The 18,248-nt window shown below is 73.6% G+C and carries 15 protein-coding genes and 2 tRNA genes; 11 read left to right on the top strand and 6 right to left on the bottom strand.

What is annotated here, in order from left to right; all coding sequences use genetic code 11:
* The first annotated feature begins 114 nt into the window (after window positions 1-114).
* From AMK27_RS27670 to AMK27_RS27655, 4 genes are read left to right on the top strand one after another with little or no spacing between them, the layout of a single operon-like run.
* Complete coding sequence (locus tag AMK27_RS27670; RefSeq protein ID WP_073913591.1) at window positions 115-954, top strand: phosphatase PAP2 family protein; 840 nt, start codon at window positions 115-117, stop codon at window positions 952-954.
* A complete protein-coding gene (locus AMK27_RS27665) occupies window positions 887-2,017 on the top strand; it encodes a hypothetical protein (protein ID WP_107425690.1) in 1,131 nt (376 codons plus the stop codon). The genes AMK27_RS27670 and AMK27_RS27665 overlap by 68 nt, the downstream gene beginning before the upstream one ends.
* Entirely contained in the window at window positions 2,008-3,594 is a 1,587-nt protein-coding gene (locus AMK27_RS27660; protein WP_073913587.1) for a hypothetical protein, read from the top strand. Before AMK27_RS27665 ends, AMK27_RS27660 begins: the two co-directional genes overlap by 10 nt.
* Window positions 3,591-4,961, top strand: coding sequence for an AAA domain-containing protein (locus AMK27_RS27655; protein ID WP_241847621.1), 1,371 nt, complete (start codon window positions 3,591-3,593; stop codon window positions 4,959-4,961). The genes AMK27_RS27660 and AMK27_RS27655 overlap by 4 nt, the downstream gene beginning before the upstream one ends.
* A gap of 55 nt (window positions 4,962-5,016) precedes the next feature.
* Here the strand turns inward: AMK27_RS27655 and AMK27_RS27650 are convergent, their stop codons facing one another.
* The gene (locus AMK27_RS27650; RefSeq protein ID WP_338014339.1) at window positions 5,017-5,643 is read right to left on the bottom strand and encodes a peroxiredoxin-like family protein; all 627 of its coding nucleotides are present in this window, start codon (window positions 5,641-5,643) and stop codon (window positions 5,017-5,019) included.
* A gap of 71 nt (window positions 5,644-5,714) precedes the next feature.
* Here AMK27_RS27650 and AMK27_RS27645 point away from each other — a divergent pair, with 71 nt between their 5' ends.
* From AMK27_RS27645 to AMK27_RS27630, 4 genes are all read left to right on the top strand, one after another.
* Complete coding sequence (locus tag AMK27_RS27645; protein WP_073913584.1) at window positions 5,715-6,329, top strand: TetR/AcrR family transcriptional regulator; 615 nt, start codon at window positions 5,715-5,717, stop codon at window positions 6,327-6,329.
* Window positions 6,330-6,474: 145 nt separating this feature from the next.
* Entirely contained in the window at window positions 6,475-6,831 is a 357-nt protein-coding gene (locus AMK27_RS27640; protein WP_073913583.1) for a hypothetical protein, read from the top strand.
* 304 nt (window positions 6,832-7,135) lie between these two features.
* The gene (locus AMK27_RS27635; protein ID WP_073913580.1) at window positions 7,136-7,762 is read left to right on the top strand and encodes a bifunctional DNA primase/polymerase; all 627 of its coding nucleotides are present in this window, start codon (window positions 7,136-7,138) and stop codon (window positions 7,760-7,762) included.
* Window positions 7,753-7,826, top strand: a tRNA-Lys gene (locus AMK27_RS27630). The genes AMK27_RS27635 and AMK27_RS27630 overlap by 10 nt, the downstream gene beginning before the upstream one ends.
* Before the next feature lie 95 nt (window positions 7,827-7,921).
* On the opposite strand, the gene AMK27_RS27625 is transcribed toward AMK27_RS27630, so the two are convergent.
* Window positions 7,922-9,202: a M6 family metalloprotease domain-containing protein gene (locus AMK27_RS27625; RefSeq protein WP_445194878.1), complete on the bottom strand. Its 1,281-nt coding sequence runs from the start codon at window positions 9,200-9,202 to the stop codon at window positions 7,922-7,924.
* A gap of 326 nt (window positions 9,203-9,528) precedes the next feature.
* Here AMK27_RS27625 and AMK27_RS27620 point away from each other — a divergent pair, with 326 nt between their 5' ends.
* Window positions 9,529-11,484 (top strand): putative bifunctional diguanylate cyclase/phosphodiesterase, encoded by a 1,956-nt coding sequence (locus AMK27_RS27620; RefSeq protein WP_073913578.1) that lies wholly within the window; start codon window positions 9,529-9,531, stop codon window positions 11,482-11,484.
* Window positions 11,485-11,666: 182 nt separating this feature from the next.
* Here the strand turns inward: AMK27_RS27620 and AMK27_RS27615 are convergent, their stop codons facing one another.
* Entirely contained in the window at window positions 11,667-13,373 is a 1,707-nt protein-coding gene (locus AMK27_RS27615; RefSeq protein ID WP_073913574.1) for a glycosyl hydrolase family 18 protein, read from the bottom strand.
* 297 nt (window positions 13,374-13,670) lie between these two features.
* Complete coding sequence (locus tag AMK27_RS27610; protein ID WP_073913571.1) at window positions 13,671-14,744, bottom strand: LLM class flavin-dependent oxidoreductase; 1,074 nt, start codon at window positions 14,742-14,744, stop codon at window positions 13,671-13,673.
* 445 nt (window positions 14,745-15,189) lie between these two features.
* On the opposite strand from AMK27_RS27610, the gene AMK27_RS27605 reads away from it, so the two are divergent.
* Together AMK27_RS27605 and AMK27_RS27600 are read left to right on the top strand one after the other, a co-directional pair.
* Window positions 15,190-15,948, top strand: coding sequence for an IclR family transcriptional regulator (locus AMK27_RS27605; protein ID WP_073913569.1), 759 nt, complete (start codon window positions 15,190-15,192; stop codon window positions 15,946-15,948).
* Between the two features lie 125 nt (window positions 15,949-16,073).
* Window positions 16,074-16,147, top strand: a tRNA-Lys gene (locus AMK27_RS27600).
* 121 nt (window positions 16,148-16,268) lie between these two features.
* On the opposite strand, the gene AMK27_RS27595 is transcribed toward AMK27_RS27600, so the two are convergent.
* Window positions 16,269-16,931, bottom strand: a complete 663-nt coding sequence (locus tag AMK27_RS27595) for a response regulator (protein WP_073913567.1) — start codon at window positions 16,929-16,931, stop codon at window positions 16,269-16,271.
* Window positions 16,862-18,166: a sensor histidine kinase gene (locus tag AMK27_RS27590; RefSeq protein ID WP_073913565.1), complete on the bottom strand. Its 1,305-nt coding sequence runs from the start codon at window positions 18,164-18,166 to the stop codon at window positions 16,862-16,864. The genes AMK27_RS27595 and AMK27_RS27590 overlap by 70 nt, the downstream gene beginning before the upstream one ends.
* Window positions 18,167-18,248: the final 82 nt, after the last annotated feature.

Raw genomic sequence — 18,248 nt, 5'->3', positions numbered from 1 at the left:
CGTGCCTCCGTCCATCATCGCCCACGTGGATTCGGGGTGACCTCCGGGCAACCCCCGGGCGGCCTCCGGCGTCCCCTCCCCCGGGGCGATCACCGGTTGGGGGGACCTTCTCGTATGCGCAAGCCACGCTGGTGGGCCGAATCGGCGCTGATAGCGGTCGTGTACGCGGCCTATTCGGGCGGGCGGCTGCTCGTCCGGGGCGGCGAGGCCCAGGCCGTCGAGCACGGCCTCGCCATCCTGCGTCTGGAACGGCTCCTCGGGATCGACGCCGAGCACCCCCTGAACCGGCTGTTCACGGACGTGCCCGCGCTCGGGATACCGGCGGACTTCGCGTACGCCTCGCTGCACTACCTCGTCACCCCGGCGGTCCTGGTCTGGCTCTTCCGCCGCCGGCCCGCCCACTACCGGGCCGCCCGCACCTGGCTGATGCTCTCCACCCTGCTGGGCCTGGTCGGCTTCACCCTGCTGCCCACCTGCCCGCCCCGGCTGCTCGACCCGGCGTACGGCTTCACCGACACCATGGCGCACTTCAGCGCGTACGGCTGGTGGGGCGGCGAGGCCAGCGCGCCGCGCGGCCTCGGCGGCCTCACCAACCAGTACGCGGCGATGCCCAGCCTGCACGTCGGCTGGGCGCTGTGGTGCGGGGTGATGCTCTGGCGGTACGGGCGGACCCCCGTCACGAGGGCGCTGGGGCTCGCGTATCCGCTGGTCACGACGGTGGTCGTGATGGGGACCGCCAACCACTACCTGCTCGACGCGGTCGCCGGCGCGGCCGTGATGGGGGCGGGTCTGCTCCTCACCCCGCCCGTGCTGCGGCTCGCCCGGCGCCTGCGCGGGACGGCGGAAGCGCCCCCGGTTGTCAGTGGCGGATGCGAGACTTCCACGGGTGAGCGCATCCCCGGACAGCGGTCTGTCCCGACCTCCGCAGACGACACGTCGACAGCGGCTCGCTGAGCTGCGCGGACCGGCCACCCCACCGCGTCCGCTGGACGCGCGGGCCCTCGCGGCGCTGGCCGCCAACCCCGGATGCCGGCGCCGGGCCCTGCTCGACGGCGCGGGGGTCGACAAGTCCGCGCTGGCCGCGAAGCTCGGCTCGCCCGCCCCGTTCGGGCAGTCCCAGTTCGCGATCGTGCGGGGCAACTCCTTCGAGGCGAAGGTCAAGGCGGACGGCGGCCGCGAGCTGCTGCGCCTGATCGGCGTCGAGGATCCGGGGACGGTGTCCGTGCCCGAGCTCTCGGCCGCGGGGCCCGAGGGGCGGGTGGCGCGCACGGCCCTCGCCCTGCGGGAGGCGACCGCGGCGGGGACCTGGACGCTGCTCGACCATCCGCTGCTCGCCCTGGAGGTCGCCGGTTCGCCGGTGTACCTGGAGCCGGACGCGGTGGTGGTCCGGCCCGACGGCGGGTGGACGGTCGTGGAGATCAAGTCCTTCCCGATGGTCGACGGCGCGGCGGACGCGTCGAAGGTCGGCGCGGCGGCCCGGCAGGCCGCCGTGTACGTGCTCGCGCTCGAACGGGTGGCGGCGGCGACCGAGGGCGCCCGGGTCGCCCAGTCGGTGCTCCTCGTCTGCCCGAAGGACTTCTCCAACCTGCCGACCGCCTCGGTCGTCGACGTGCGCAAGCAGCGGTCCGTCACCCGGCGCCAGCTGGACCGGCTGACCCGGATCGACGAGATCGCGGCGGCCCTGCCGGAGGGGGTCGGCTTCGATGTGGCGGAGCGCTCGGCCGAGGAGCTGACGGCGGCCGTGGAATCCGTGCCCCATCAGTACGCGCCGGAGTGCCTGGCCGCCTGCGAGCTGGCCTTCCACTGCCGGTCGCGGACGCGGCAGGCGGACGCGGTGGAGACCCTGGGCCGTTCGGTACGGGGTGAGCTGGGCGGCCTGACGACGGTCGGCGCGGTCCTCGCGGCGGCGCGGGGCGAGGAGGGCGACCCGGCGGACCCGGCGGTGGCGGCCCTGCGCAGAGCGCGCGCGCTCCGCGAGGAAGCGCTGTCGGGAGCGGGGGCGCGGGCATGTCGCTGATCTCCACCCTGGCCCGTATGGAGGCCGTCGAGTCCGGCCGGGCGCAGCCCCTGGCGACCGTCCGGCACCGGCGGCTCTCCGAGCGGCCGCTCGTCCTGGTGCCGCTGACCACGGCCGGCGAGGCGGGCGCCCCGCTGGGCGCGCTCGTCGGCACCGACCCGGAGGAGCCGCGGCTCCTGGTGGTGGCCCAGCCCCGGGACCGGGACCTGCGGTTCGCGTTCCTCGCCGATCTGGCCGAGGAGGTCCTGCCGTACATCGACTCCTTCACGGCGGCCGTCGAGGCGGCGGAGAAGAGCGAGGTCGATCCCGAGACCGGCAAGAAGGTGAAGGTCGAGGTCGAGCTGTGCGCGGACGCGCCGCAGCTGATCGTGCCGAGCCGGGCGGGCATCGAGTACGTACGGCTCCTCGGGCGGTCGACGCGGTTCCGGCGGACGGCCGAGCAGGACCCGGAGACGCCGTTCCCGGCGCCGCCGCGCGTCCCGCTCCTCGGCCGCTGGCTGACGCACCTCGGCGACCGGGCCCGGGTGCCGGGCTCCTCGCTGCTGCTGTCGGCGACCGATCTCCTCAACCGCCACTGGGCCACCGGCCAGTCCTCCCTGGAGGACCAGCACCTGGGCGCGCTGCTCGCGTGGATCGACCACGACGGCGAGCCGGGCGCCGAGGCGGCGCTGCGGGCCGAGACCGGGCGGGACGCCGAGGGGCAGCTGCTGTGCCCGCCCGCCGGTCCCGCCACCGACCCCGCCTTCGACAACGGTCTCCTCGCGCCGGCGATCGAGCGGTACGACCGGGCCCGGCAGGCCGTCGGCGCCGCCGAGGACGGCGAGGCGGCCGAGCGCGGACTCGGCGAACTGCACCGGGCCGAGGGGGAACTGCGCCGGCTGGTCGCCTCGCAGACGAAGCCCACGTGGGACGCGGTCTGGCGGGCGATCGGCCTGCTGCGGGAGCTGCCGGAGGGGGCCAGGGTCGAGGACCGCTGGACCCGCGACCGCTGGTCCTTCACCGCCCACCGGGACCGGGTCACCGCGGGTGAACCGCCGCAGCCGCGCCGGGACGACGCCGTGACGGCGGCCCGCAAGCTCGCCGCGCGCGAGCAGGCCCAGGGCCAGCTGGAGGCGCAGGAGGCCCTCGACGATCCGCTGGTCCTCGCCGGACGGAGGCTGTCGGGCGAGGCGTTCGCGGCCGAGGTGGTCGAGGTGACGATGGCGTGGACGGAGTCCAAGCGGCCCGCGCCGCGCCCGCTGCTCACGGTCCGCACCGAGGACCGGCCGCATCTGGGCGAGAAGGTGAAGGTGTACCGCTCGCTCGGCGGGAAGCCGCAGTCGGCGGAGTTCGTGCGGTACGAGGAGGACGGGGCGCTGCTGCTCCGCCTGCTGGACCGGATGGGCCGCTCGAAGGAGCCCGCGGAGGGCTCGGTGCCGGAGAAGGGCGAGCGGATCGCCTGGACGCTGTTCGAGCACGACCAGCGGGTCGGGCCGCAGCTTCCGGAGGCGGAGGAGACGCCCTGGACGCACGGCGGTCCTCCCCGGACCGACGCCGTGGAACTGCCCGACGCCGTGACCGCGGAGGACGTGCTGTGACCGTGTTCGACCTCTCGACGCCGCCCGTGGACGACGCGGCGCCGTTCGATCCCGCGGCCGCCGCGGGCCGGGCGACGGCCGACATCCTCGCGGCCACCCTGGAGGGCACCGCGCGCGGTGTCGTCGTGGACTCCCCGCCGGGCGCGGGGAAGTCGACGCTGGTGGTGCGGGCCGCGCTCGAACTGGCCGCGGCCGGACGCCCCCTGATGGTGGTGGCCCAGACGAACGCGCAGGTGGACGACCTGGTCCTGCGGCTCGCCGAGAAGGAGCCCGACCTGGAGGTCGGCCGGCTGCACTCGAACGACAGCGACCCGTACGACAAGGCGCTCGACGACCTGGAGAACGTACGGAAGTCGGCGAAGGCCGGTGAGCTGACCGGGCTGCCGGTCGTCCTCTCCACGGCCGCCAAGTGGGGGCACGTGAAGAACGTCGAACCGTGGGCGCACGCGATCGTCGACGAGGCGTACCAGATGCGCTCGGACGCGCTGCTCGCCGTGGCGGGCCTCTTCGAGCGGGCGCTGTTCGTGGGCGACCCCGGGCAGTTGGACCCCTTCTCCGTGGTGGGCGCCGAGCAGTGGGCGGGGCTCTCGTACGACCCGTCGGCGAGCGCGGTCTCCACCCTGCTCGCGCACAACCCGGAACTGCCGCAGCACCGGCTGCCGGTGTCCTGGCGGCTGCCCGCCTCGGCGGCGCCGCTGGTCTCGGACGCGTTCTACCCGTTCACGCCGTTCCGCAGCGGCACCGGGCACGGGGACCGGAAGCTCTCCTTCTCGGCCGCCTCGGACGGTTCGGGACCCGACCGGGTCCTCGACGAGGCGGCGGAGTCGGGCTGGGGCCTGCTCGAACTGCCCGCCCGGCACACCCCCCGCACCGACCCGGAGGCGGTCGGCGCGGTCGCGCTCGTGGTGCGCCGGCTCCTCGACCGGGGCGGCGCCGCGGTGTCGGAGCGCTCGGAGACCCCCGTCCCGCTGACGCCCGACCGGGTCGCGGTCGGCACCGCCCACCGCGACCAGGCGGCGGCGATCCGGGCGGCCCTCGCCGAACTGGGCGTCTCGGGCGTGACGGTGGACACCGCGAACCGGCTCCAGGGGCGTGAGTACGACGTGACCGTCGTCCTCCATCCGCTGTCCGGGCGCCCCGACGCGACCGCCTTCCACCTGGAGACGGGCCGGCTGTGCGTCCTCGCGTCCCGGCACCGGCACGCGTGCGTCGTGGTCTGCCGGGCGGGCGTCACGGACCTCCTCGACGCGCACCCGTCGACCGAGCCGGTCCAGCTGGGCGTCGCCGTGTCGTTCCCGGACGGCTGGGAGGCGAACCACGCGGTCCTCTCCCACCTGGCGGAGCACCGGGTCACCTGGACGCCGTGAGCCGGCCGCCTCAGGTGCCGGGCGGCCCGGTGGCCCCCGGCGCTCCCGCGCGGTGCTACGGGGCGGGTCGCGCCGCCAGGGCGAGGAGTTCGTCCACCGACCACTGGTCGTAGACGTGCTCGCCGTACTTCACGGCGGCGACCCGGCCGTCGGGCGTGATCAGGAAGTCGGCGGGGAGTCCCAGCCGGCCGGCGGGCTGGGTGCCGGCCGGGAGCCGGCCCCTGCCCCGGAGCAGTTCCCAGGTGTCGCGGAGCACGCCTCCGGCGATCGCGGGCCTGCCGCGCGGGTCGAGCAGGGACCGGCGGTGGGACTCCACGCCGAACGCGGTGTACAGCACCTTGTCGGGGTCGGCGACGACGGCGAACGGCAGGTGCGCCACGTGCTCGCGCAGTTCCTCGGCGGGCGAGTGGAAGAACACGACCTCCCGGATCCCGGCCCGCTCGATCTCGTCGTGCCGCCGGGCCACCGAGCGCAGATGGAGGTTGCAGACGGGGCAGCCCGCGAAGCGCCGGAACTGCACGTGGGTGGTCCGGCCGGGGTCCGGGAGGGTCAGCTCCGGGCCGGTCACCGGGGTGAGGGAGCGGACCGGCACGAGGTCGCCGGGGGCCGGCCGGGTGCGGGGCGGGGTCGTGGAGGACGTCACGGGCGAGGTCGTCGAAGAGGCGGTCTGGGGCATGCGCATGGGACACCATCCTCGTAGGCGTACGGCGTACTCCTATCAGCGTAGGCGTAGGGCGTACGCTGTCAACCGTCATGCCGCGACCCCGCTCCCTCACCCCCGACCGGCTCGCCGCCGCCGCCCTCGCCGTCATCGACCGCGACGGACTCGCCGCCCTCTCGATGCGCACCGCCGCCAAGGAACTCGGCATGAGCCCCATGGGGCTCTACCGCTACGTCGCCGACCGCGAGGAGCTGGAGGCGCTCGTCGTCGACCGCGTCCTGGGCGACCTCGACACCACCCCGCCCGCCGCGGACACGCCCTGGCGGGACCGGATCGAGACCATGGCCGGACGGCTGCGCGACGCCGTCGCCCGCCACCCGGAGGCCGTCCGGCTGACCCTCGCCCACCGGCACCGCGCCCCCGGCGGCCTGCTGTGGTCGGAGACGGTGCTCGGCATCCTGACCGAGGCCGGCATCGACGGCCCGCGCCGGGTCGTCGCACTGCGCGCGCTCCACGGGTACCTCACCGGCGCCATCCAGCTCGAACACCTCGGGCCGCTGGCGGGAGCGGGCACCTCGGCCATCGCCGCGCTGCCCGAGGACAGGTTCCCGTATCTGACGCAGACCGCGCGGACGGCCGGCGAAGTCGACCCCGACCAGGAGTTCTTCGGCGGCCTGCGACTGCTTCTGCGCGGCCTCGACGGCTGACCGCGCCCCGGCCCCCCGACGCCCTCTTGCGGGGCGCGGGACAATGGAAGACGGCCCGGGGTTCCGGGCCGCCCGTGTGCGGAGAGCCGGTGCGCGACGCGCCGGTGCGTACGGCCTGACCGTGAACGTGAAGAGGAGAGCGACGATGGCGGAACCCGCGGAGCGGAGCGGACAGCGGCGGCTGAGGCCGGCACCGCTGGTCTTCGAGCCTGCCGAGGCGACCGCCGACCCGGAGCACTTCTTCGACCTGGAGTCGCTGGACGATCCGCGGGAGCTGCTGGCCCGTGCGACGGAACTGACGCTGGCGTTCCGCGCGGCGACGGACCGGGCGACCGAGTTCCAGGCGATCGCGGCGGCGCAGCTGGCGGATCCGCGCCGGTTCGACCGCCTGACACCGGCGGACGTCGCCGAGCGGGCGCAGTGGACCGAGGACTACGCCCGGAAGATGATCGAGTTCGGCCGCGACCTGATCAGGACCAACGGCCGGCCGTCCGAGGACTGAGCCGCCCGACGGAGGGCCGAGCCGCCCGGCGGCCCCCGAGCCTCCCGGCGGCGCCCGAGCCTCGCGGCGGCGCCCGAGCCTCGCGGCGGCGCCCCAGCCTCCCGGCCGCCACCGAGCCGTCCGCTGAGCCCTCCACCGAGCCCTCCGGCGCGCCCTCCCGGCCGCCCGGAGGGCTTCGTCGTATGTGGCCGAAAAGCACAGCTGGCATATGCCGGGGGTGCACGATACTCCTCCCCCTCTCCCTCTGTCCGGGATTCGGTGAACTCTCGGCGACCGATCCGTGACAGCCGGTAGACCTGGACGTATGACGACGTGGACGCGCGACGAGGCCGAGCACGACATCTTCCGGTTCCTCCGGGAGGGCGACGAGGGGCGGCACCAGACCGCCCGGGTGACCGCCGACGGCGCCTCCTGGCTCGCCTCCGCCACCGGGAACCGGGAGGCCGCGCTCACCCGCTGGGAGTCCCGGCCGGACTCCCTCGCGGCACTGCCCTGCGGGGCCGTCTTCGACGTGGTCAACGTGGACCCGGTCTTCGGGCGCCGCATGCTGGACCGGCTCTGGGAGGAGGGCCCGGGTTCGGGGCCCGTGGCGGTGCACCGGGGCCGGATGATGCTGTTCACCGCGCCGGGCACGGCCCAGCGGCTGCCGGCCCTGCTGGACTGGGAGGAGTGGGGCGAGGCCGTCCCCCGGCCGCTCTGCCACGGCATCGGGGACGCGGTGACCGTGCCGCCGCTCGTGCCCTCCGGCTCCGCCGGGCCCCGCTGGCTGGTGGCGCCCGACACCCGGAACCCCTGGCTGCCCGGCCCCGAGGTCGTGCTCTGGGCCTGCGTGCGGGCCGTCCGGGCGGCTTCCGCCGCCGACGTGCGGGTATCGATTTTTCCTCCCGCCGATCCGGGTGCTAATGTCTACGACGTCAGCAGGCGCCGCTAGCTCAGTTGGTTAGAGCAGCTGACTCTTAATCAGCGGGTCCGGGGTTCGAGTCCCTGGCGGCGCACCGACAGAAGAAGCCCCTCGCGGAAGCGAGGGGCTTCTTCGTGTTCCCGGCGGTGTTCCCCGGCCGTGTTCCCCGCGGGTTGCCGGTCCTGGCGCTCAGTCGACGGCGGGCGGGGTGATCCGGACCGTCCAGGCACCCGTCCCGGTCCGTTCCGCGACCTCCACCCGTACCCCCGTCCCGGGCACGGTGAGCGTCTCGCCCTCGTCCAGCGGGGCGTCCGCCAGGGGCGGGTAGACGGAGCGGTCCCAGCAGGCCTCGGTGCGCGGGTGGGCGTCGACGACCTCGACGGGGCCGTCGCCGGAGGCCGCGGTACCGCGGACGCGGTAGACGAGGACGCCCTCCGTGCAGGTCTCGGCGTTGCTGCCGGCGCGGCCCCTGGCCTCGATCGCGAGGACGCTGTCGGGGCCCGTACGGACCACGGCGAGCCGGGTGCCGAGGCTGGCGCCGGGAGCGGGCTGGGCGTCGGTCGCTTCCAGGCTGACCATCCGGGCACCCGTCCCCTGCACGCAGGCGACCTGGGCGCTGGAGAGCCAGCCGAGCTTCCACTTGTGCCAGCCGAAGAGGTCCGGGGAGAGCCCGAACTGGCTGCCCATGACGTCCCAGTCACCCACATGGGTGTCCCAGTCGCCCTTGCCGTCCGCCGGACGGTGGTAGAGGTCGGGCAGGTCGAAGACGTGCCCGGTCTCGTGGGCCAGGACGTTCCGGTCGGGCGGGTGCCGCTCGAAGACGGTGACGACCCGCTTGATCTCGGTGCCGTCGACCTCGATCGGCTTCTCCAGGTTGACGACCTTGGTCGCGTCGGAGTCCACACCGGGCGCGTCCGGGTCGGCGACCAGGTAGACGATGTCGTACCGGGAGAAGTCGATGCTCGCGTCGGCGGCGCCGATCGCGTCCCGGAGGTACGCGGAGCGCTGTCCGGCGTCCCAGTCACGCCGTATGTCGTACGCGCTCGACTCCTTCGGCATCGGGGTCCAGCCGCGCTGGGGGTGCGGGCGCAGGTGGAAGCGCCCGTAGGAGGCGCGGGCGAAGTACTCGCTGGTGGCGGGGAAGTGGTCGGCGGCGAGTTCGGCCGGTTCGGTGAGCGGCTCGGAGTCCGGGAACGACAGGAAGATCATGACCGCGTCGAGGGTGCGGTCGGGCCGCGGGTACGACCTGTTCCAGGTGTCGAGGCCGAGCGAGTGATGGGCCGCCGTACGGGGCAGGACGCAGGGCCCCGCCGTGGGGGCGCCGACGGCGGGGCCGGCGACGAGCCCGGTGGCGGCCAGGGCGGCGAACGAGGTGAGGGCCGCCGCGCCGGCGCGGAGCCGCGAGCGGTCCACTCCCCCGGGTGGCTGCTGACCCCTCACGTGGACCTCCGGATCGGGAATGCGGGACACTCCACCCACCTTGTGATGGTTTGCGAGGTTTCGCACGTTTCCGCTGCCCCGGTCGGGTGAGAGCGCAACACGCGGTCGACGCGACACGAGCACGCTTCAGCTCACGGAAAGTCACATTCGGTCACATCGTCATCGACCCATGTCAGACCCGCGCAGAAACGATCGAGCGGGGTGGGGCGGTGGGCGGTCTCACAGCGGCGGGCGCTCCCCGGAGGCGCCCCGGAGCTGGAAGGCTCCCCCGTACGGGCTCTATGATCGGCACACTCTTCCTCGGCCGACCGTCCCGACCACATGTGACCGGCCCGACTGCACTACGGGAGCGAGCGGTGAGCGGAACCCCCGAAGGACCGGTGCACCCAGAGCCGCCGGAGACACGCGCGGCGGAGTCCGCACTCACGGAGCGTCACCCTCCGTACGGAGCCGAGCCGCGCGTCGGCTGCTCCCCCTCGGAACTCCGCGACTACCGCGCCGCGTTCCGCGTCGCCCAGCTCGCGATGGCCGTCATCGACCAGGACGGCGTCGTCGTCACCGCCAACGACTCCTTCGGCACCCTCGTCGGCGCCGCGCCGGAGTCGCTCCGGGAGCAGGCCGCCGCCGACCTCGTCGACCTCGCGTCCGACGGGCGCACCTGGCACGCGTACCGCGAGGTGCTGCGCGGCCGGCGCTCCCGCTTCCGCTGCACCCGCCGCCTCAAGCACGCCGACGGGCGCTCGCTCTGGGCCGAGGTCACCGTCGCGCCCGTGCCCGACAGCCGGCGCGTCCTGCTGTCGATCACGGACATCAGCGACCGGCGCGAGCTCCAGGCGCGGCTGCGGCACCTCCAGATGCACGACCCGGTGACCCGACTGCCCAACCGCGCCCTGTTCTTCGAGCGCCTCTCGGCGGCCCTGGAGTCCTCGACGCAGGACGCGGCGGACCGCGCGAGCGCCGCGGCCGTCGCGGGCACCGCGAGCGCCGTCGCCGTCGCGGGCGCGGTGGACACGGTGGGACCGGGCGGGACGATCAGCTCGTCGTACGAGTCGTACGGGTATGGCAGAACAGGGCGGATCGGCCTCTGCTACCTCGACCTCGACGGCTTCAAGGCCGTCAACGACACCCTCGGCCACCGGGTCGGCGACCGGCTCCTCGCCGCCGTCGCCTCCCGTCTCACGGAGTGCGCGGACAGCGACGGCTACACCCGCAGTGGAGGCCATCTCGTGGCGCGGCTCGGCGGGGACGAGTTCGCGATCGTGGTCGAGGAATCCACCGGCACGGAGCAACTCGCCGATCTGGCGCGCTCGGTGCTGAACGCGCTCCAGCGGCCCTTCGACCTGGGCGGCCAGCGGCTCTCGGTCTCCGCCTCGATCGGCGTGGTCGAGCGCTCCGGGTCCGGCACGACGGCGACGGCCCTGATGCAGGACGCCGACACCACGCTGTACTGGGCGAAGGCGGACGGCAAGGCCCGCTGGACCCTGTTCGACCCGGAGCGCAACGCGCACCGGATGACCCGGCAGGCGCTCTCCTCCACCCTGCGCCCGGCCGTGGAGCGCGGGGAGTTCGCCCTGGAGTACCAGCCGCTGGTGGATCTGGCGGACGGCGCGGTGCGCGGGGTGGAGGCGCTGGTGCGCTGGAACCACCCGCAGTTCGGCGTCCTTCCGCCGAATCGGTTCGTCGGGATCGCCGAGGAGGACGGCTCCATCGTGGAGCTCGGCCGCTGGGTGCTGAACACGGCCTGCCGGCAGGCCCGGCAGTGGCAGAAGGACCATCCGCGGGAGCGCCCGATCTTCGTCAGCGTCAACGTGGCGGTGCGTCAGGTCTGGGACTCCGACCTGGTCGCCGACGTGGCCGGCATCCTCGCGGAGACGGGGCTCGCCCCGCACCTGCTCCAGCTGGAGCTCACCGAGTCGGCCGTGATGGGCTCCGCCGGCCGGCCGCTCCAGGCGCTCCAGGCGCTGAGCGACATGGGGGTGCGGATCGCGATCGACGACTTCGGCACCGGCTACTCGAACCTGGCCTATCTGAGCCGGCTGCCGGTCTCCGTGCTCAAGCTGGACGGCTCCTTCGTCCGCGGCTTCCAGGACGAGGAGCACGCCAACCCGGCCGACGAGCTGATCGTCGAGGCGCTGGTCCAGCTCGCGCACCGGCTGGGGCTGACGGTCACCGCCGAGTGCGTGGAGACCTCGGGGCAGGCGAGCCGGCTGCGCCGGATCGGCTGCGACACGGGGCAGGGCTGGCTGTACTCGCGGGCCGTGACCCCGGACCGCATCGCGGAGCTGATCGGCGCGGAGCCGCTGCCGGCCTGAGACCGGGGACGGAGGGACGGCGCGGGCTCCGGCGGGCGCGGGCGGGCGTGGAGCCGCTGCCCGCCCGGGTCCCGGGACATGGAACTGCCCCCGGCCGGAGGGACATTCCGGGCGGGGGCAGCGGTTCATGCGGGGGTCAGCGAGTCATGTGGTCCTCCCTGGCCCCGGTGCGGGTCAGGGCCTCAGCAGGCGCCCTGGTCCTTCCAGACACCCCACTCGCCGGTGGTGCCGGGGGTCTCGTTCTGGGTCCACCACTGGGCGAGCCACTTGCGGCCGTTGTGGGAGACGACCGTGCCGCCGTTGTAGACCGTGCCGGCCACGTACGCCGGGACCGAGCCGCAGCCCGTGGGCGGGGTGGTCGGCGGGGTCGTCGGCGGGGTGGTCGGAGGCGTGGTGGGCGGGGTGGTCGGGGGCGTCGTCGGCGGGGTGGTCGGCGGGGTCGTGGTGGAGCCGAGCGCCGTGTTGATCTGCTTCAGCAGGGTGGCGTTCTCGTCCAGGCCGAGGAGCGAGTACATCATCGCGCCGCCGAGGCCGCGCTGCTTGGCGTAGTCCACGCGGGCCTGGATGGAGCGCTGGTTGAGGCCGGTGAAGAACTCGCCGTCCTTGTAGAAGTACGAGGCCTTCGCCTGGTCGTCCCAGAAGGTCGTCGCCGCGTTGTCGACGATGCCGCCGAGCTCCTTGTAGTGCGCGATGCCGGCCTGCTGGCTGAGCGGGCGGACGCTGGAGCCGCCGGTCGCGGTGCCGCCGAGGCCGTTGGCGGAGCCGGCGGGCACGCCCTTCCAGCCGCGGTAGTAGAACTCGTAGCCCAGGGTCAGCTTGCTGGCGGGGAAGCCGCCGGCGATGCCGTAGGCGGGCTTGCCGTCGATCCAGGAGTCGATCGCGTTGTCGATCGAGTACTTCTCGGTGCCCGGAGCGATCGGGTCGGTCGGGTCGTTCGCGCCGGAGTACAGCGGCGACTGGTGGTACGTCGGCCCGTCGCCGTCCCAGGCGCCGTGCATGTCGTACGTCATGATGTTGGCGTAGTCCAAGTACTGGCCGATCTTGTCGGTCTCGATGTACTTGATCTTGTCCTGGCCGGCCGGCATGGCGGCGGTCAGCATGTACTTCTTGCCGCCGTTGGCGGCGCCGTACTCGTCGAGCTGCTTGCGGAACTCGGCGAGGAGCAGCGTGAAGTTCTGCTTGTCCTCGGGGGCGTAGTGGTTGCCCAGGTGACCGCCGGAGGAGCCGGGGTACTCCCAGTCGATGTCGATGCCGTCGAAGATGCCGGCCGCGGTGCCCGCGCCGCCGTAGCCGCCCTCGACGGGCAGGTTGCCCTTGAGGTACTGGTCGATGCAGGAGGAGACGAGCTTCTTGCGGCTCGCGTCCGTCTTGGCCGCGTCGCTGAAGTACTTGGAGTAGGTCCAGCCGCCGAGCGAGATGTTGATCTTCAGGTGGGGATACTTCGCCTTCAGTTCCTTGAACTGGTTGAAGACGCCCACGATCGGCTGGTCCCACTTGTCGGCGACGCCGTCGACGCTGTCCGCCGCGCTGAAGGACTTCTGGTAGTCGGCGTACGAGTCGCCCGCACCGTCACCCGCGTTGGGGTTGTTGTCGTCACCCGCGGCCTTGTTGGCCATGAAACAGGTGAGGTTGGTGGGGTGGATGTTGCCGAACGAGTAGTTGATGACGTCCAGCTGGCCCGCGATGCCCCGGGTGTCGAGGTGCTTGGGGTAGAACGCGTTGCCGTAGACGCTCCACTGGTCGTAGTACGCGATGCGCACACCGCCCGCAGCGGCAGTGGTCGATGTGTCGGCCGCCTGGGCGGAGCCGAGGCCGACGGTCGCCGCGAGGGCGCCGGCGGCGAGGGCCGTGCTGAGGAGCGCGGCGATCAAGGGCTTACGGGGGTGCACGTGCGGCCTCCATCGGGGGGAGTGCGGGGGTGGTGCCGTACAGGAGCTGGAGCAGTGATAACCGGCACGTGAACAGTGCGTCAATGGTCTGAACCAGATTGAGGACTAGACCAATTCGAAGGAGAAAGGCCTCGTCAGAGGCGCGCAGCACAAAACGGAACCGCCCGCCACCATCGGTGACGAGCGGTTTAAGGTTCACTTAGGGGTGGAGCGGGGCCGGATCCGTGCAGGAACCAACCGCCTCCGGGGACCAGGGTTTTTACCCGGCCGCCCCCACCCCGGAACAGCCGGCGCGACCTACTCCTGGGGCAGCTCGGGGAGTTCGTACGCGTCCGCGATGAGCTCGTAGCTCCGCAGCCGCGCCTCTCCGCCGTGCGCGTTGGCCGTGATCATCAGCTCGTCCGCGCCCGTCCGCTTCCGGAGGTCGTCCAGACCGGTACGGACCTCGTCGGGGGTGCCGTGGACGATGTTCGCCAGCCAGTCGTTCACGAACTCCCGCTCGGCGGGACTGAACGCGTACGCCTCCGCCTCCTCCGGCGTCGGCACCAGACCGGGCCGGCCGGTGCGCAGCCGCAGCATGGCGAGGGCGCCGGAGAGGACCTGGCGACGGGCCTGCGCCGCCTCGTCGGCGGCCAGCGCCGAGACGCCGATCATCGCGTACGGCGCGTCGAGCACCTCGGAGGGCCGGAAGGACTCCCGGTAGAGGTCGAGCGCCGGGATCGTGTTCCTGGCCGAGAAGTGGTGGGCGAACGCGAAGGGCAGCCCGAGCAGGCCGGCCAGGCGCGCGCTGAAGCCGGACGAGCCGAGCAGCCAGACCGGCGGCCGGCCCTTCGGGCCCTGCACCGGGCCGGGCACGGCGTGGATCCGGGCGTACCGGTGGCCGTCCGGGAAGTCGTCGTCCAGGAAGCGGGTCAGCTCGGCGAGCTGCTCCGGGAAATCGTCCGCGCCCTCGTGGAGGGTGGCGGTGCGGCGCAGCGCGGCGGCCGTGGCCCCGTCGGTTCCGGGCGCGCGCCCGAGCCCGAGGTCGATCCGGCCCGGGGCGAAGGCCTCCAGGGTGCCGAACTGCTCGGCGATGACCAGCGGGGCGTGGTTGGGCAGCATGACGCCGCCCGAACCGAGGCGGATGCGCGTGGTGTGGGCGGCGAGATGGGCGAGGATCACCGCAGGGGACGAGGAGGCGACGCCCGGCATGGAGTGGTGTTCGGCCACCCAGTGCCGGTGGAAGCCGCGCCGCTCGGCGAGCCTGCTCAGCTCGACGCTGGTGGCGAGCGCCTGGGTCGCGGTCCTGCCGCTGCCGACGGTCACCAGGTCCAGCACGGACAGCGGCACGGGCGCGGAGCCCCGCGCCTCTCCTCGAATAGCGTCGGTCACCTTCGGGACCCTCCTCGGCACACGTACGGACTCATGGACGACGCACGGACCGGCTGAGCGACCCGTGGATCGGCGTGGACTGCATGACAACAGGAGGGTGTCTCCGTTTATTCCGGGTCGGCGCCGGGGGCTTCACGGGGACCTTCCGATGGTTCTCGGCCACCACGAGGGGCCGGAAGGCGACCGGAACGACCGCCACCGCGTCCGTTTCCCCATAAAAAATCTCACGCTCCCCCAGGGCCGAACGCATACGCGAAACCCCTCGCGCACGGCCCTGACCTGAGACTCTCCCGCCACGTCATGACCACGGCATATGCCAGAGTGGTGCACCCCAGTCCAGGGCCCGGACGCTCCGCATCATTCTCGCCAACAGCCGCCCCGCAAACGGCGCTTGGCGGCTATCGTGGTACGAAAGCTTGCGGTCACAACCTGGTAGGGGGAAACCGTGGCGCTGAAGCCCGAGCCCACCGCGCCGTTCCACTCGGTGCAATACGCCTTGCGCGTCCTCGAGACGATCTCGCGGCACGGTGGCGGAGTGACGGACGTCCAGATCGCGCGCGAAGCCGGCCTGCCCGTGGCCCACCTCACCTCGCTGCTCCTCATGCTCCGCCGTGAGGGGTACGTCGAGCAGGTCGCCGACGGCGCCTATGTGATCGGGGACTCCCTCGTCCTCCTCGGCTCCGGCCTGACCCGCCGCGAAGCCCTGGAGGCGAAGCTCCAGGAGACCCTGACCGAGCTGCGCGACTCCGTCGGCGCGGCGGTCTACATCAGCCGGTACATCGACGGCGAGGTGAAGATCACCCAGTTCGCCGACGGCCCGCGCACACCGAAGGTCAACGAGTGGGTCGACTTCCGCTCGGCCGCGCACGCCAGCGCGGTCGGCAAGTGCCTGCTCACCCAGCTCGACCAGAACGGACGCCGGGACCACCTGTCCCGGCACAAGATCGCCCGACTGACCTCCCGGACGATCACCAGCGAGCAGATCCTCTTCTCCAAGCTGGACAGCCAGCCGCCGACCGTCCCGGTCCTCGACCTCCAGGAGTACGCGGTGGGCACGGTCTGCGCGGCCGTTCCCCTGACGGCCGGCTCCGCCGTGGGCTGCCTGGCCCTCTCCCTGCCGATCGAGCACGCCCACCGGCTGCGCTCGGCGGCCGACACACTGAACCGGCGCGCGGCGCCGGTGGTCATGGCACTGGCGATCTGAGACACACGGGGCCCCGGGCGGCGGAGGAATCCGCGGCCCGGGGCATGCGGACGCCCCTGCGGCGCGCTCGCGCGGGATGGTCATGAGCACCCCGCGGGACCAGGTAGTATTTTCTCTGTCAGCAAGCGCCGCTAGCTCAGTTGGTTAGAGCAGCTGACTCTTAATCAGCGGGTCCGGGGTTCGAGTCCCTGGCGGCGCACAGACGGAAGAAGCCCCTCGCGGAAGCGGGGGGCTTCTTCGTGCGTGGGGGGGGCAGTACCAGGGGCCAGTCCCCGGGGGCAGGCCTGAGGTGGCTCCCCCATCCCCCATCCCCTATCCCCCTAGGCCCGGAGGTAGGTGAGGACGGCGAGGACCCGGCGGTGGGTGTCCTCGGCCGGCGGCAGATCCAGCTTCGCCAGGATGTTGCCGATGTGCTTGCCGACGGCGGCCTCGGTGACGACCAGACTGCGGGCGATGGCACCGTTCGAACGGCCCTCCGCGACCAGGCCCAGGACCTCGCGCTCGCGCGGGGTCAGCGCCTCCAGCGGATCGCGGTGCCGGCGGAGCAGCTGCCGTACGACCTCGGGGTCGACGACCGTGCCGCCGTCCGCGACCCGGGCGAGCGCGTCCAGGAACTCCTCGACCTGGCCGACCCGGTCCTTGAGCAGATAGCCGACGCCGGTGCCGTCGCCCGCGTCCAGGAGATCCGCGGCGTAGCTGCGCTGCACGTACTGGCTGAGGACGAGGACCGGCAGGGCGGGGCGCTCGGCGCGGAGCGCGACGGCGGCGCGCAGCCCCTCGTCCTGGAAGCCGGGCGGCATCCGGACGTCGGTCACGACGATGTCCGGATCGTGGGCGGCGACCGCGGCGCTCAGCGCGTCGGCGTCCCCGACGGCGGCGACGACCTCGTGGCCGAAACGGGCCAGGAGCCCGGTCAGTCCCTCCCGGAGGAGGACGCTGTCCTCGGCGAGGACGACGCGGAGCGTTCGCTCAGTGCGGGGCATGGGATCTCCACTCGGAGGAGGGTCGGCCCGCCCGGCGGGCTCATGATCGTCAGTGTGCCATCGAGGACGGCGATCCGGTCGGCCAGGCCGGTGAGACCGGTGCCCGCGGCCGGGTCGGCGGCGCCGCGCCCGTCGTCCTCGACGTCGATCCGGAGCACACCGCCGGCATGCCGGGCGGTGATCGAGGCCCGGCTCGCCCCGCTGTGCTTGCCGATGTTGGCGAGGGCCTCGCAGCCGGCGAAGTACCCCGCGCTCTCCACGGACTCCGGCAGCCGGGGCAGGTCGACGTCGGTGGCGACGGGCACGGCGGACCGGTCGGCGGCGTCGGCGAGGGCCGGGCCGAGGCCGTAGTCGGCGAGGACCTGCGGATGGATCCCGTGGATCAGCTCGCGCAGTTCGGTGAGGACCTGTCCGGCCTCCGCGTGCGCCTTCGCCAGCTGCTCGGCGAGCGGGCCGCCCGGCGGGGCGTCGAGCCGGGCCAGCCCGAGGGTCATCGTGAGGGCGACCAGACGCTGCTGCGCTCCGTCGTGCAGATCGCGCTCGATCCGGCGCCGCTCGGCCTCGAAGGCGTCGACGAGCCGGGCACGGGAGGCGATGACCTCGCCGATCGCGCCCTGCCGGGCGGACTCGCGAGGGGTGAGCAGGGCGCGGACGAGGGCCGCGCGGGCGCCGGCGAAGGCGGCGAGCGGGTGGGCGAGGGCGACGAGGAGCAGGGCGCCGAGGAGGGCGGCGGCGAAGGCCTCCGGATAGGAGGTCACCAGGTACGCCTTGACGACCTTGGCCTCCTGGCCGTCCACGGCCAGCTGGACCGGCGCGCCGAGGAGCAGGACGGGGAGGCCGACGCCGACGGCGACGGCGAGGAGGTCGAGCGGCCACAGGACGGTGGCGAGGAGCAGGGCGTACGCGAGCTCCCGCCAGGTCGCCTGCTCCCCCGCCCGGAGCCGGAGCCAGGCGGCGAGGCCGGGCGCGGTGGGGACGCGGTGCGGATCCGGGGCGGGGTCGAGGTCGACGAGGCGGAGGCGGCGGCGCTCGACGCCGCCGAGGGCGAGCCCGGACAGGAGGAGCGGCGGCAGTCCGACGAGCAGGACGGAGAACAGCCCGAGCAGCGCGAACACGGCGCAGACGAGGCCCCCGAGGAGCGCGCCGGTCGCCAGGTACGCGACGGATCGCCAGGGCCAGGGTCCGAGGAGGAACCGGGGCCGGGTGAGCGCCTGCCAGGGGGTACGGGGGTCCATGCGGCCCCACGTTAGGCCCGCCGACCGGGGCGGGGCGATGGGGTGGAGGGGTGGGGCTGGGGTGGGGGTGCGGGGTGGGCGG

It is taken from the genome of Streptomyces sp. CB02009 (assembly GCF_001905825.1).
Classification (GTDB): domain Bacteria; phylum Actinomycetota; class Actinomycetes; order Streptomycetales; family Streptomycetaceae; genus Streptomyces.
This window is presented reverse-complemented; position numbering and strand designations above follow the sequence as displayed.